The 14,002-nt window shown below is 63.7% G+C and carries 16 protein-coding genes; 6 read left to right on the top strand and 10 right to left on the bottom strand.

Annotated features, from left to right (window positions below; genetic code table 11):
• Nucleotides 1–81: 81 nt before the first annotated feature.
• From NJT13_RS10020 to NJT13_RS10005, 4 genes are all read left to right on the top strand, one after another.
• Entirely contained in the window at nucleotides 82–750 is a 669-nt protein-coding gene (locus NJT13_RS10020; RefSeq protein ID WP_254521433.1) for an AIM24 family protein, read from the top strand.
• A gap of 66 nt (nucleotides 751–816) precedes the next feature.
• Complete coding sequence (locus NJT13_RS10015) at nucleotides 817–2,184, top strand: sodium:calcium antiporter (protein WP_254521432.1); 1,368 nt, start codon at nucleotides 817–819, stop codon at nucleotides 2,182–2,184.
• A gap of 46 nt (nucleotides 2,185–2,230) precedes the next feature.
• Nucleotides 2,231–2,971, top strand: a complete 741-nt coding sequence (locus tag NJT13_RS10010) for a hypothetical protein (protein ID WP_254521431.1) — start codon at nucleotides 2,231–2,233, stop codon at nucleotides 2,969–2,971.
• A gap of 86 nt (nucleotides 2,972–3,057) precedes the next feature.
• Complete coding sequence (locus NJT13_RS10005) at nucleotides 3,058–3,501, top strand: DUF2391 family protein (RefSeq protein WP_254521430.1); 444 nt, start codon at nucleotides 3,058–3,060, stop codon at nucleotides 3,499–3,501.
• A 61-nt stretch (nucleotides 3,502–3,562) separates the two neighbouring features.
• Here NJT13_RS10005 and NJT13_RS10000 read toward each other — a convergent pair whose 3' ends face one another.
• From NJT13_RS10000 to NJT13_RS09985, 4 genes are all read right to left on the bottom strand, one after another.
• The gene (locus NJT13_RS10000) at nucleotides 3,563–4,381 is read right to left on the bottom strand and encodes a GNAT family N-acetyltransferase (protein ID WP_254521429.1); all 819 of its coding nucleotides are present in this window, start codon (nucleotides 4,379–4,381) and stop codon (nucleotides 3,563–3,565) included.
• Between the two features lie 130 nt (nucleotides 4,382–4,511).
• The gene (locus NJT13_RS09995; RefSeq protein WP_254521428.1) at nucleotides 4,512–4,934 is read right to left on the bottom strand and encodes a universal stress protein; all 423 of its coding nucleotides are present in this window, start codon (nucleotides 4,932–4,934) and stop codon (nucleotides 4,512–4,514) included.
• 91 nt (nucleotides 4,935–5,025) lie between these two features.
• A complete protein-coding gene (locus NJT13_RS09990; RefSeq protein WP_254521427.1) occupies nucleotides 5,026–6,687 on the bottom strand; it encodes an acetate--CoA ligase in 1,662 nt (553 codons plus the stop codon).
• Nucleotides 6,688–6,771: 84 nt separating this feature from the next.
• A complete protein-coding gene (locus tag NJT13_RS09985; protein WP_254521426.1) occupies nucleotides 6,772–7,032 on the bottom strand; it encodes a hypothetical protein in 261 nt (86 codons plus the stop codon).
• 194 nt (nucleotides 7,033–7,226) lie between these two features.
• On the opposite strand from NJT13_RS09985, the gene NJT13_RS09980 reads away from it, so the two are divergent.
• A complete protein-coding gene (locus NJT13_RS09980; RefSeq protein ID WP_254521425.1) occupies nucleotides 7,227–7,676 on the top strand; it encodes a response regulator in 450 nt (149 codons plus the stop codon).
• 176 nt (nucleotides 7,677–7,852) lie between these two features.
• Here NJT13_RS09980 and NJT13_RS09975 read toward each other — a convergent pair whose 3' ends face one another.
• The 3 genes from NJT13_RS09975 to NJT13_RS09965 all read right to left on the bottom strand — a co-directional run bounded on the left by NJT13_RS09975 (nucleotide 7,853) and on the right by NJT13_RS09965 (nucleotide 10,003).
• Nucleotides 7,853–8,734 (bottom strand): TIGR01548 family HAD-type hydrolase, encoded by an 882-nt coding sequence (locus NJT13_RS09975; protein ID WP_254521424.1) that lies wholly within the window; start codon nucleotides 8,732–8,734, stop codon nucleotides 7,853–7,855.
• 133 nt (nucleotides 8,735–8,867) lie between these two features.
• Nucleotides 8,868–9,497, bottom strand: coding sequence for a metalloprotease family protein (locus tag NJT13_RS09970; protein ID WP_254521423.1), 630 nt, complete (start codon nucleotides 9,495–9,497; stop codon nucleotides 8,868–8,870).
• A gap of 101 nt (nucleotides 9,498–9,598) precedes the next feature.
• Nucleotides 9,599–10,003: a UPF0146 family protein gene (locus tag NJT13_RS09965; RefSeq protein WP_254521422.1), complete on the bottom strand. Its 405-nt coding sequence runs from the start codon at nucleotides 10,001–10,003 to the stop codon at nucleotides 9,599–9,601.
• A 39-nt stretch (nucleotides 10,004–10,042) separates the two neighbouring features.
• Between NJT13_RS09965 and NJT13_RS09960 the strand changes: the two genes are divergently transcribed.
• Nucleotides 10,043–10,564: an archaemetzincin family Zn-dependent metalloprotease gene (locus NJT13_RS09960; RefSeq protein WP_254521421.1), complete on the top strand. Its 522-nt coding sequence runs from the start codon at nucleotides 10,043–10,045 to the stop codon at nucleotides 10,562–10,564.
• A 17-nt stretch (nucleotides 10,565–10,581) separates the two neighbouring features.
• Here NJT13_RS09960 and NJT13_RS09955 read toward each other — a convergent pair whose 3' ends face one another.
• From NJT13_RS09955 to NJT13_RS09945, 3 genes are read right to left on the bottom strand one after another with little or no spacing between them, the layout of a single operon-like run.
• The gene (locus NJT13_RS09955) at nucleotides 10,582–12,396 is read right to left on the bottom strand and encodes a ribosome biogenesis/translation initiation ATPase RLI (RefSeq protein ID WP_254521420.1); all 1,815 of its coding nucleotides are present in this window, start codon (nucleotides 12,394–12,396) and stop codon (nucleotides 10,582–10,584) included.
• 1 nt (nucleotide 12,397) lies between these two features.
• Nucleotides 12,398–12,715, bottom strand: a complete 318-nt coding sequence (locus NJT13_RS09950; RefSeq protein WP_254521419.1) for an EMC6-like membrane protein — start codon at nucleotides 12,713–12,715, stop codon at nucleotides 12,398–12,400.
• 54 nt (nucleotides 12,716–12,769) lie between these two features.
• The gene (locus NJT13_RS09945) at nucleotides 12,770–13,969 is read right to left on the bottom strand and encodes a hypothetical protein (protein WP_254521418.1); all 1,200 of its coding nucleotides are present in this window, start codon (nucleotides 13,967–13,969) and stop codon (nucleotides 12,770–12,772) included.
• Between the last annotated feature and the right edge of the window lie 33 nt (nucleotides 13,970–14,002).

Below are 14,002 nucleotides of genomic sequence, written 5' to 3'. Positions count from 1 at the left end.
GGTGAAATGTTATCTATGCGTACTTATTTGATACCTCCCTCCCAACCGGCCCGATAGAGCCGTTCTCCGGCTCGGTATATCATGAATGTCGACGAATTTGTCAACGCAAACGAACCGAAAGAAGGCGGCGAATCGTTTCAACTCGAGAACGGAAAACTCCTCGACATCGATCTCGACGGATCCGTAACCACGAAGACCGGATCGATGGTCGCCTACAGCGGAGACATCTCGTTCGAAGGCAAGTCCTCCGCGGAGGGTGGGATTACGGGATTCTTAAAGGAGAAGGCGACGGGTGAAGGGACGGACGTGATGGAAGCGACCGGTACCGGTCACCTCTACGTCGCCGACCAGGAAAAGAAGATCCAGCTCATCGAACTCGACGCGGGAGACGAGATCTCGGTCAACGGCAACGACGTCCTCGCGTTCGAGTCGAGCGTAAACTACGAGATTCGGACGATGAAGAGCATCGCCGGGTTCTCGGCCGGCGGAATGACGAACGTCTTCCTCTCCGGGCCGGGTTCCGTCGCGATCACCACCCACGGTGAGCCGCTGGTCTTGCAGCCCCCGGTTCGAACGGACCCCAGCGCGACCGTCGCGTGGAGCGGGAATCTTTCCCCGGGCAACTACGTCGACAAGAGCCTCTCGAACATGATCGGCTCGTCCTCCGACGAGACCTATCAGCTCGATTTCTCGGGCTCCGACGGGTTCGTGGTCGTCCAGCCGTACGAGGAACTCGCGCCGCAGCAGTAGTCGGATACCTGCGTCGCATCGCATCATGTATTGCCATTCGGCCGGTACGCATCTCCAGAGATCTCCATGAGACGACGAGCGCTCGCCCCCATCTCGGTCGCACTGGCATTGACACTTCCCTGGGTCGCCGTCTGGAGCTCGACGTCTCTTCTCCCGTGGCTCGGGTACCGTGCCCCGGCGGTGTTCCGAACGCTGTCGACGTTCGGGACGGTTATCGTGACCGGCCTCGCGGTTCTCGGAGCCTCGTTCCTGCTCGCGTGGGCGGCCGAAACGGCCGAGAAAGACGTTCCTCGAGCGTTCGCGATCGCCGTCCTCGCGGTCCTGGCGGTCGCCCCCGAATACGCCGTCGACGCACTGTACGCCTGGAACGCGGGCGTCTTCGCCGAAACGGACCGCGGAATCGAGGCGGGCAACCTCGCGGTCGCCAACATGACGGGCGCGAACAGGATCCTCATCGGTATCGGCTGGGCCGGGATCGCCCTCTTTACGATCTTCCGGCGGGGATCGTCGTCCGATCCCGCCGTGGAACCACGGCCCGGCTTCCTCGCCGACGTCGTCGTCCTCGATCGCGATATCGGTCTCGAGGTGGTGTTCTTGCTCGTCGCGACGGTCTGGGCGTTTCTGGTTCCACTCAACGGTGGCATCGACGTCTTCGACATGCTGTTTCTGGTCGGGCTCTACGTCCTCTACATCGCGGTTATCCTCCGCGGCGAGGCCGAACCCGAGACACAACACGTCGGCGTCCCGGCGTACTTACAACAGTTCTCCAGGGGTCGGCGGATCGCCACAGTTCTCTTTCTCTTTGCCTACGCCGGCGCGATGATCTTCACCGCCGTCGAACCCTTCGCACACGGTCTCGAGGAACTCGGTCGAGGCATCGGCGTCCCCTCGTTCTTCATGATCCAGTGGATCGCGCCGCTGGCGTCCGAATCGCCGGAACTCATCGTCGTCATCTACCTGGTGAACAAGGCGCGGTCGACCGCGGGGTTCAACGCGCTCATCTCCTCGAAACTCAATCAGTGGACGCTGCTCATCGGAACGCTCGTCGTCGTCCACTCGCTCGCACTCGGCCGATACGGCGTTCTCGTGTTCGACTCCAAGCAATCTGCGGAGATCTGGCTGACCGCCGCACAGTCGTTTTTCGCCATCGCCCTCCTCCTTCGGTTTCAGATCTCCGTCAGGGAAGCGCTCGTCCTACTCGGCCTGTTCCTCTCACAGGTCCTCTTCGAGTTCGTTATCATCCGCGAGTACGTCGAACTGCCGGTCTCGAGTACCGAGTTGTTGCTCGTCTACACGGCCATCTACATCGTCCTGGGTGTCGCGCTGTTCGTCCGTCGCTGGCAGTCGTTCCGCCGTCTCCTTCGCCGAACCGCGGGGACGGTCGGCGAGGCGATGCCGATCGGCGGTAATCGGCCGCAAAGCACGGACGATTGAGTCGATCGGCCAACCGACATATCCGTTCGGCGTGTAGTCCCCGCCGATGCGTCAGCTGGAACCAGCGGGTCCGCCCGTGGAGATCCTTTTCGCGTACGCGGCCGTCCTCGCACTGGTGCATTTGTTCGCCGGTCGACTGGGCGTGGGCGGTCGAACCCCGCGGAGCCGGTGGCTGTCCGCCGCTGGCGGTATTTCGGTCGCGTACGTGTTCGTCCACCTCCTGCCCGAGATTCACGACGCCGCGACGACGATCGAACGCCACGGGAGTCCGATGGCGTTCGCCGAACGATACGGCTATCTGATCGCGCTTTCGGGGTTCGTCGTCTTCTACGGTCTCGAGCACCTCGCAAGACGGACCAACACCGTCGAAGACCGACCCGAAGGGGGCTCGGCAACGGGACTCTTCTGGATTCACCTCGGATCGTTCGCCGCCTACAACGCGATCATCGGCTCCCTCCTATGGGACCCCGAACTCGGCACCGTCGGACTCTTCGTCTTCGCGATGGCGCTCCACTTCGTCGTGACGGACGACGGACTTCGTGACCACCACGGTCGAGTCTACGACCGTCAGGGTCGGTGGATACTGTCTGGTGCCGTGATCGCCGGATTCGCGGCCGGCTACGCACTCGAGGGGACCGAACTCCTCGTCGCGGTGTTCGTGCCGTTTCTGTCCGGCGGCGTCGTCCTCAACGTGATCAAGGAGGAACTGCCCTCGGATCGCGAGAGCCGATTCTGGGCCTTCGCCGGTGGGGCTGCGGGCTACGCTGCGCTTCTCGTATTCGTCTAGACGACGGCTCTCCGCCGGGCGCCCCCGTGTGACGGACGGAGCCGCTCGAGCGGGAGTATTTTAGCCTTCCGTCGGTATCTTCTGCCATGAAACTTCGACGACCGCGCCGCCCGCCCGAGTTCCGGTTGGCGGACTCGGCACAGCAGATCGTCGGGGGATTCCTGCTCGCGGGTCCGTTCGTGGTCACGGAGGAGGTCTGGAGGCTCGCGAGGAACATGCACATCGCACAGGCGGTAGGGACCGTCGCGGTCGTCTTCGCCATCGGGTACGCGGCGCTGTACAAGGCCGATACGACCCGCGAGGCCGAGGAAGAACAGGAAGTCGCCGGGGTCCCGATCCGATTCATCTCGTTGATGGTGGTCACCTTCGGGTCCGTCACCGTCCTCGCGCTCCTGTTCGGTGCACCCGAGACCTTCCTCGAGGCCGATTCGACCCGCGCCCTCGCGACGACGACGTTCAAGGCCATCAGCGTCGGCGCGGTTTTCAGCGTCGTCGGCGCAGCGACCGCTGACAGCCTCTTCGCCAAGTGAGGGCACGACCATCGTCGGACCGCATCCGCGCTTCGGCTCGGGGTCGCCGCGGCGGCGTCGGTCAGAGATACGAGTCGTCGTACGATTCGCCGGACCGCTCCGCGTGGGTGTTCCCGCAGTCCGCACACTCGAGGCGATCCACGTTGTCCATCGAGATGTCGACCGACCCACAGTTCGCGCAGTAGAAACCGTACTGGTCCGTGAGGGCTTCGTCCTCGTACGTCACGTAAAACGGCGCCGCGGTTCCGGATCGTTCCTCGTCGCGATCGATGTACACCGTCTCGCCGTCGTCGGTCGTCGTCAGCATCCCGTCGGTCGCCTCCGTTTCGGGAAACGCCTCCTCGGTCGCATCCTCCGTGCCCGACTCGCCGGGGAGATCGACGTCGACGCCGGGGTCCGTATACGCGTACTTCACGAGGGACTCGTCGGCGATCTCGATTCGGCGGTCGCCCCCGTGTTCGAGGCCGAACCGTTCGACGAATCCGTGGCCCTCGGTATTGGCCTCGAGAACGGAGACACAGATCTGTTCGACGCCGCGGTCGCGCATGGTTTCCGAGGCCGCCTCGTAGAGCCTCGTTCCGATCCCTCGGCCCCGGTGCTCCGGATCGACGAACAGCCAGTTCACCGTTCCCCAGCCGTCCTCGAGGCGTCCCTCGACGAATCCGGCGACCGTTTCACCCTCGATTTCGTCGCCTGTTTCGGCGACGCGAAGCACGGTTGCCTCGTCCTCGAGTCGCTCGGCGACGGCGTCGTCGGCGAACTGATCGTCGGTCACCGCGTCGATCTGTCCCGGACTCAGCCTGAACGAGGTCGTCATCGAACTGTCGACGACCTCCCGAATCCGGCCCGATTCGTCCGGGTCCGGCTCCCGAATTTCCATATCGGATACTGGGCACGGATTCGCATAAGATGGCTGCCGGCGGAAACAAGCGGTGGGACGAAGCGGAGTCGCACCTGCCGTCCGGAACTGGTGGACGCATCGCCGTCCGCGTGGCGACCGCCGCGTGCGACTATTCTTTGCCCCCGCCCGTGACGACCACCGGTCGATCCGACTTGAGGATGACGCCCTGCGTCGTGCTTCCGAAGATCGCTTTCCCGACCGGCGACCGCTTCCGGCCCCCCAGAACGATCGCGTCGACGTCGTAGGTCTCGGCTTCCTCGAGAATGTCCCCTTCGGTGTCGCCGCTGTCCTCGAGGATCGTGACGTCGATGCCGGCGTTTTCGATGGCCTCTTGCGCGCGTCGAACGGAGCTGATACGGGAGGCGGACTTGAACTTCTCGAACTCCCTGGGCAGGTCTTCGCTGTCCTCGGTGAAGACGAACAGGAGGTAGACTTCGATCGATTCGGTGGCGTCCGGCAAGGACGAGACGTAGTCGGCCTGGGCCAGCGCGCGGTCCTCGTTGGTGTCGACGGGCAGTAACACGCGATACATGTCCTGACGTTCGCGATGAGGCACAATAAAACCGATTCTGACTCCCGTCGCCTCGGAAGTGATTCGCCGACGGATCGCGGCCCGAAGCGCGTCACTCGTCGCCGGTTCCGTCGCGGTCTCGCAGGGTGCGACGCCGTATCTTGCCGGTCGTCGTGGTCGGGAGCGTCTCGACGAACTCGATGTGCTGTGGATACTCGTATTCGGCCAATCGGTCGCGGACCAGTTCGCGGAGCTCCCCGCGAAGCCCGTCGGGGTCGTATTCCTCGGTGGCCGGCTTGACGAACGCCTTGATCGCTTCGCCACGGGTGTCGTCGGGAACGCCGACGACACCCGCCTGTTCGACGGCGTCGTGGGTAAGAATCGCGTCTTCGACTTCCATCGGACCGACGCGATAGCCGCTGGTGAGGATGACGTCGTCGGCCCGGGAGACGAACCAGCAGTAGCCGTCCTCGTCGCGTTCGACGAGGTCGTCGGTCAGGAACCATCCGTCCTCGAGTCGCTTCGCCGCCGTCTTTTCGGGCAATCCGTGGTACTCGTCGAAGAAGACGCGGCGGTCGCCGGGCTTTACGGCGAGTTCGCCGACTTCGCCGCGTGGCTTGCGCTCGTGGGTGTCCGGATCGAGCACCGCGACCTCGTAGCCGGGGAGCGGTTTCCCCATGCTTCCCGGTTGAGTGTCGAACCAGTTTTCGACGTTTCCGACGGCGAGATTGAGTTCGGTCTGGCCGTAAAACTCGTTGATCCCGACGTCGTCGAACGTCGAGTCGACCCACTCGACGACCTCCGAGGTGAGTGGCTCGCCGGCCGAGGCGAACGTCTCGAGCGAAAGCTTGTATCGGCTCTCGGGGTCGTCGACGTCCATCAGCATCCGGAGTGCGGTCGGGGGCATGAACGCGTGCGTCACGTCGTGGCGTTCCACGAGCTCGTAGGCGTCCCCGGGGTCGAACCCGTCGCGGGGCCAGCCGACGATCGTACAGCCGTGATGCCACGCCGCGAAGAGGGTCCCGCCGAGGGCCGCTCCCCACGCCCAGTCGGCCGGTGTCCAGAGTGTTGCCTGGCCTTCCGCCAGGCCCTGGCCGAAGTAGTTGTACGCCGCGGCGGCCCGACCGAGCCAGAGCGCGTGACTGTGGCGCACTCCCTTCGGTGGGCCGGTCGAGCCGCTCGTATACATGATCGCCGACGGCGTCTCCGGCGTCGCGTCGGCGACGTCGAGTCCGGGCTCGAAGCCTGCGACGAGGTCGTCGAAGGCGTGTGCCCCACCCGCTACCGAATCGCCGTCACCGAGTTCGATCACGGCCTCGAGTGCCGGACACTCGTCGCGGATTTCGTCGATCGTCTCCCGAACGCTCGGATCGACGACGACCGCTCTGGCTTCGCTGTCTCTGAGCCGATACTGGAGCGCATCGCGACCGAAGAGGACCGTAAGCGGTACCGACACGGCACCGAGCTTCCAATTTGCGAGGTGCGTCAGCGGGTTCTGGGGTTTCTGCGGGACGACGACGCCCACGCGGTCACCCGCTTCCACGCCGAGGTCGGCCAGCGCCGCCGCGAGGCGATCGGACCGCTCGTCGAGACCGTCGAACGAATAGGTCTCGAGGGTCCCGTCGGGGCTTTCGTATCGAAGCGCCGTCCGACTCGTATCGTCGTGTTTCCGGAGGAAGTCGACGGCTGGGTTGTACTCGTCGGGGAGGTCCCACGAAAACCCTTCGCGGGCCGCCTCGTAATCCTCGAATGGTGGCATTACCGTCCAGCTCATGCCTCCGCCTTTCGAGACCAGCACATAGCGTTTTTCGACACGTCCGAGAAATCATAACCTGTTCAAGGTTTCTACTCGAGGGGGTCAGTTCTCGTCGTCGTCTTCCGCTTCGTCGTCTTCCGCTTCTTCTTCCTCACCTTCCGCTTCTTCTTCCTCGCCGTCTTCCGCTTCTTCTTCCTCGCCTTCGTCCCCTTCGATCTCGACTTCCGCCTCGACTTCGATAGTCAGACCGTCGGCCTCGAGTTCGGCCTCGAACTCGCGTTTGTCCCCGACTTCGATCTCGAGTTCGTCGGAATCTACTTCCACCTCGACCTCGACGTCGACGGTGATTTCGGAATCTTCCATAACCGCCTTTCTATGGTGTTCCAATCCCGAAATAGCTGCCGTTGTCCGCCACCGCCACCGGAACATCGTGTCGTTTCCCGGCCGATCCCGATCGTCTCCATCGGGGTCTGATTCGGATCGCTATCGCCACACAGTCGAGCATCTTCGGGTCGAAAACCCGAGCGATTCTTCTTGTCTCGCTCCGAAACGAGGGTATGTCTCCCTCCATCGAGAACGCCGTTACGATCCTCCTCGTCGAACCCAATCCCGGCGATGCACGCCTCTTCTCCGAATCGTTCGAGGATGCGAATATCGCCAGCGATATCTATACCGTCACCGACGGCGAGTCCGCCCTCGATTTCGTCTACCAGCGCGGCGATCACGCGGACAGCCCCCGTCCGGACATGGTCCTGCTCGACTTTCAACTGCCCGGCGTCAGCGGCGCCGACGTCTTATCGGAACTCAAGTCCGAACCGGCGCTCCGGTCGATCCCAGTCATCGTGATGACGAGTTCGTCCTCCGAAGAGGACATCGCCCGGTCGTACGATCTCCACGCCAACGCCTACGTCCAGAAACCGGTCGAAGCCGACGAATTCATCCAACTCGGCCGCTCGTTCGAAGACTTCTGGCTCACCTTCGTCCGTCTGCCCGGCGATCAGTCGTGACCGAGACCCTCGACCAACGATTGCACCGATCACCCCTCGATGAACCGGATTCGGACGCTCGAGAATTCGATTTCTCCAGTCGAGATACCGTCTCGTGGCGTTTCGTGACCCAGATTTCGCCTCGTCGGTCGCCGTCCGGCAACGCCGACTCGGCCTCGTCGGTCGTTGATCCGTGACTACGACTCGAGCAGGTTCGCCACGGCGTTGACCGATTCGAGCACCGCAGCTGCGCCTTCCCGTTCGTATTTCCGTCGACCCTCCTCGCCGGTCAGCCCACCGGTCAGGACGCCGATGCCGCGGTAGTCGCGTCCGCAATCCGTCTCGCTCGCGTTGACGGCCGTTCGGACGTCGTCTAGGGTATCGCCGACGAAGACGACCGAGTCGGCGTCGAACCGCTCTGCGAGGATCCGCAGCGCCCGCGGATTCGGTTTGCCTTCCTCCCAGTCGTCCATCGTAAAGCGGTGATCGGCCGGGATCGCGTCACCGAGTCCCACGCGATCGAGGGCGATCTCGGCCTCGGCTTCCGGCCGGCCCGTCAGGATACCGACGTCGAAGCGCTCGAGCAATCGATCACGCGCACCAGCGTCGAGCAACACGGGCTCGTCGTGGATGAACCCCGGCGTTTCGCGCTCGAGATCCGGGGTCCCGTCCTCGAGTCCTCGGTAGAGTTCGTCCCCCAGGTACAGTTGCTGGAAGACGTCTCGCAGGCGCGAGCGATCCCACCGCTCGGTCACTCGCTGCGTCGCGCGCGCGCCGATCGACTCGCGGACGACGGTTTCGGCCGCCCCGAGGCCGCCGCCCGCGGCGTGGATGTCGTCCGTGAACGCCGCGATCGATTCGTCGTACCCCTCCTCGGTCGCCAACACGTAGAGCGCGACCGCGTACGTCAGTTCCCAGTCGTTGTTGAATCCGCCCGCGTCCTTGAACTCCTGAATGTCGGCTTTCCGGATCGTCCGGTCGTAGACGGCTTCGACGGATTCGACGATCGCTCGCCGATACGAGTCTGCGACGTCGACGAGCACTCCGTCGATATCGAGGACGACGGCGTCTGCGTTCATACTCGGTGTGATGTGTCGCGGCGGATAAAGACCACCCGGTTGCGTCGCGCTCACCGTCTTCGGTTTCCCGTTTCACCCACCGACTCGCGGAGGGGCGTTCGACGAGCTCCTCGAGACAGACGAGACCGGCCCGTCAGATCACCGTCGGACCGACGACAGAAAACGCCGCGACCCCGATTCCCAGCGCGTAGAGCGCGTCCGCCCACAGCCGCGACAGCAGATTCGCGACGTAAATCACGACGACGACGGGGACGCCGAGCAACACCGTCGGTGACCGCCGCCACTCGGTTCGCGAGCGGTTCCAGAGGCTGTTCGCGTCTCCCGTGCTCGGAAACGCGTACATCCCGATCGAAAGCGCGAACCAGCAGAGGACGACGGCGATGGCGAGCTGTCCGTTCGTCGCCGACCGAATACCGCCCGTCGTCTCGAGGAGCGCGGCGAGACCCAGGAAGAGGCAGAACGCGCTCCCCGTGTTGACCAGAAACGGGGCAACGCTGACGACGAACGCCTCCCGATACCGGTCGGGCTGGACGTGACGGACGTATCCCGGTGGATCTCCGAACCGGAAGTACACCACCTCGAGAACGGTCACGCCGACGAGACCGCAGGCCCACTTGTGAGCGAATTCGTGGACGATAACGCCCGGAACGGAAAAGAGCCGGATCGCGAACCGGAGGAGGCTGGCGATACCGACGATCGTGGCCGCGAGACCGACGACGGCGATCACGGCCACGGCAGCAGAGGTGAGGACGTCCGCGTTCACGAGCCCCGAAACGTCCCACGTTCGGATAATACATTCGAGTCGGTCGGTCTCCAGGAGCGAACCGATCCGTCGCTCCCGACCGTCTCGAGCGCCGACGGGTGCTACTTCCGGCGTGCTCGAGCGATGTACAGCGTTCCCGTTCGAATCGGCTTCCGCTCGACCGGGATCGTCGGTTGATCGCCGCCGAGCGTCGTAAACAGGAGGTCGGCGTCGGCGTCCCGCGCGACTGCGAGCGCCGGCCGGTGAAGTTCTGGCGGAAGATTTCGCGCGTACACCGCGTCCGCGTCGGCGTAGATCGACGAGTCGGGGTCGACGACGTCGTCGCGCACGAACTGCACCTCTACGGGAACGTCGCGATCGTAAACGTCGGTCGCGGTCACCGAAACCCCACGTTCCGCCAGCGCCCGAGCCAGGTCCGTCCGGCGGCCGATGCCGATTTCGATCACTCGTTCGTAGTCGGCGAGATATCCGACCATCGATTCGAAACCCCGGCGAGAGTGTACCACGGCGGGACGTTTATGCCGTCCGCGGCCATAGCCCTTGCTATGCTCGTCGATATCGTCCCGGTCGGCAACGTCTCCGCTACGGTCAAGCGGGCGGCCTCCACCGCGTTGCGATCGGTCTACGACTGCGACGTGTCGGTCAACGACTCGCAGTCGGTCCCCAACGGCGCCTTCGATTCCGACCGGAACCAGTACTCCGCCGAGACGTTCATTCAGTTGGCCGAGCGGGTCGGACGCGGCACGAAAAACATCGCCATTACCCCGCACGACCTCTTTTATCGGCGACGAAACTACGTCTTCGGTCTCGCGTATCTCGACGGCAGCGGGAGCGTCGTCTCTACGTACCGCCTCCAGACCTCGAGCGACGGCGGCTTCTCGAACCAGAGCGCCGCCGACATCTTCGAAGACCGCGTCCGCAAGGAGATCGTCCACGAGATCGGCCACACCTACGGGCTCGAACACTGCGACAACAACCGCTGCGTGATGAACTTCTCGCCGACGGTTCGCGAAGTCGATATCAAAGAAGAGAACCTCTGCGGGAGCTGTCAGCGATTGATCAGGTAATCGGTACGGGGTCCGGTTCAGGGCGCGTAATAGTACTCGCCCTCGCTTTTTTGCTGGCGATCCAGCTGGGACTCGGGTTTGTTGATTCGCGGACGCGAGGTGCGCTCGTCCCGGCGGAACGTGACCTCGAGGTTCGCGAGGAACTCGTTCATGCCGTCGCGCATCGACTGCGGTTTGCCCGCGCGTCCGTGGACGGCGGGTTCGCCGTCGAAGACCATCAGTCGGTCCGCGAGCAGGTCGATCATGTAGATGTCGTGGTCGATCACCATCACGGTGGCGTCTTGCTGTTCGGCGTAGCGACGGATCGCCTTCGTCGCCTGTACCCGCTGTTCGACGTCGAGGTGCGCCGAGGGCTCGTCGAGCAAGTAGAGGTCGGCCGAATCGGAGAGGCAGGCTGCGATCGCGACCCGCTGGCGCTCGCCGCCGGAGAGATCCGAGAGGTTCTGCTCCATGATCCGCTCTAACTGGAGCGGCTGGGCGATTTCGGTGTTCCAGTACGACGAGCCGAACTGGTCGGTGATCGACGAGAGGAACGCGTCGACCCGCATGGGCTGGTCGATGGTGACGTACTGTGGCTTGTAGGAAATCTCGAGGTCCAGGTCGGCATCACCGTCGTCCGGCGTCAGATTGCCCGTCAATAGTTTCGCGAACGTCGACTTCCCGATCCCGTTCGGACCGACGATCCCGAGCACCTCGTTTTCGCGAATCTGGCCGGCCTCGACCTCGAGGCCGAATTCGCCGTCGCCGTAGCTCTTGGTGAGTGCGGGGTACTCGACGAGCGCGTCCCCGTGCGTCTCGGTTCGAGGCGCGTGTTCCTCGAATTCGATCGGGTCCGGGCGGATCCGCATGTTTTCGTTGTCGAGATAGCCGGAGAGATACTCGTTGATGCCGTTCCGGACGGATTTCGGCGACGTGATGACGCCGTACGCGCCCGGTTCACCGTAGGCCACGTGCAGCGTATCCGCGAGCAAGTCGAGGATCGCCAGGTCGTGTTCGACGACGAGCATCGACTTCCCTTCCTCTTCGGCGAGTTCCCGGATCAATCGCGCGGCGGTCACGCGCTGGCCGATGTCGAGGTACGGCGTGATCTCGTCGAGGAAGTAGAAGTCCGTATCGCGGGCCAGCGTGGCTGCGATGGCGACTCGCTGGAGTTCGCCTCCCGAGAGGTCGTCGATCGATTGCTCCATGACCGGTTCGATCGAGAGGCGCTCGACCAGGTCGTCTAACGCAGCGCGCTCGTTCGTCCGCTCGAGTAACTGGCGCGTGTTGCCGTCGAAGGAGTTCGGAATCTGGTCGACGTACTGCGGCTTTCGCGCTACCGTGACGTCGCCGTCGCGGACGTCCGCGATGTAGTCCTGGAGTTCCGTCCCGCGGTAGGCCTCGAGCGCCTCGTCCCAGCCCGGGGACTCCTCGTAGCGGCCGAGGTTGGGCTCGAGTTCGCCGGCGAGGATTCTGACGGCTGTCGTCTTCCCGATCCCGTTGGGTCCCAGGATGCCGGTTACCTGGCCCTCCTGTGGCGCGGGGAGGCCGTACAGCGAGAAGGCGTTCTCGCCGTAGCGGTGAGCGGGGTCGTCCTGGAGTTCCTTCGGGAGGTTGATGATCTCGATGGCGTCGAACGGACACTTTTCGACGCAGATCCCGCAGGTCTCGCCCAGACAGATCTCCTCGGAGATGTGAATCTGTTCGGGTTGGCCCTCATCGGCGTCCTCTCCGCGGAGGGTGATACACTCCTTGCCGGTCCGGTTCGGCGGACAGTAGTTTTTGCACTCGTAGCCACACCGGTCGGGTTGACATCGGTCTAGGTCTACGACGGCGATGCTGTCGTCGGCCATGTTAGCCCGTGGCCTCCGAGGTGAGTAGGATGCCCCAGGTGACGAACCACAGCGCGAAGGTCATGAAGGCGACGAACAGGTAGTGTTTCGTCCCGAACTCGTCTTCGCCGTAGATCCCCGAGGCGTTGATGAGGAGATACTGGACGAGGACCGCACCGAGGACGAACGCGAGCGCCTGCGTGCTCTGGGCCGCCGCAGTGGTGGTCCCGACCCAGGTCGCGGAGGCGAGCGCCGCGCCGATGCCAAGGAGCGCGGACATGGCTGTTACGCTGACCGAGCGAATGTGTTCGCGTCGGTCGCTGATCGATTCGGTCGACATAGGACGAATTCTGTCGTCAGTGGTGAAAAGGGGTTCGGGTTACCGTCCGGGTCCTTATCCAATCTCGAACGCGTCTGTTCCCATATCACCGGTATCGGTGCGAGTAAAGGCAACGTCGTACGGTCCGCCGCTCGCCGCGGTGTCCGCAAGCGCGATCGAGACGACGATCTCCTCTCCCGCGTAGTCGTTCGGATCCACCTGATAGACGAGCGTCTCACCGCTTCGCCAGACACTGCCGCTTCCGGTTTCCACCCGGGTGTCCCACGTATAGTCTACCCCGTTCCCCTGCGCCTCGCTGAGGTCGATTCGAACCTCCTCGTACGCGGTGATCTGTTGTCCGGGTTCGAAGCGGAAAGTCTGGCGCTCACCGCTCGAGCCCGCGTTCGGGGGGACGCCTTCCGCTGTAACGTCCAGGAATGGGTCTCCGCCGCCGGCCGGACCGTCGATCTGGAACTGGTCGGTGCCGATCTCTCCGGTGTCGACACGGGTGAAGGAGGCCTCATACGGGCCGCCGTTCCCGTCGGTCGCGTAACTTCCAGCGGAGATGACGATCTCGCCCCCACGCTTGTCCTGGGACGACACCTGATACACGATGCTATCGCCGCTCGTCCAGACGGAACCCTGTCCGCTTTCGATCCGAACGTCGCCGTCCCAGAACGTCTGATCGTAGTTGATGCCGTTGTCTCGCGCGTCGCTCAGATCGATCTCTATCTGCTCGTTCGGTTTCCGGTTTCCAGCCAGAACGAAGCTGAAGGTCTGGCGTTCGTCGCCCGGCTGAACGAATCCGGAGACGTCGCTCGCAGACACCGAATTGAAACCGGAACCGGGGTTTCCACCGCCGCGACAATTGACGTCGATCTGGTTCACAGTCGTGCGCTGCAATTCGACGCGAGCAGCCCCGTCGGCGACGATGTCGACGGTCGCGGTACCCTGGGCGTTCAGGTTCGAACTGCCACACGACACCGAAACGACGTAATCGTTCGACCCACTGGCCGGTTCCACGGTTGCGTTCAGCCCTGTCGGACTTCCGTCGAACGCGACGACGTCGGCGGTGATCATGTCCGAACTCGAGAATACGCCGACGTTGTCGTCGAGGTAATACAGCAAACTGTTCCCGTTGCTGTTTTGTATATCGGCGTCGACCGATCCGGAGTTGTCGACGATTCCAAGATACGCCATCGGATCGTTCGTCGTGTCCACCTGAACCCCACGGTCGGCCGCGAGCGACGAGAAGCCGAACGTCGGTCCGGCCATCGTCACGGCTCCCGTGAATATCAAACCGACCGC

Origin of the sequence: Natrinema caseinilyticum, from assembly GCF_024227435.1 — an archaeon.
GTDB classification, from domain to species: domain Archaea; phylum Halobacteriota; class Halobacteria; order Halobacteriales; family Natrialbaceae; genus Natrinema; species Natrinema caseinilyticum.
Note: the sequence above shows the minus strand (reverse complement) of the source record. Positions and strands in the feature narration are given on the sequence as shown.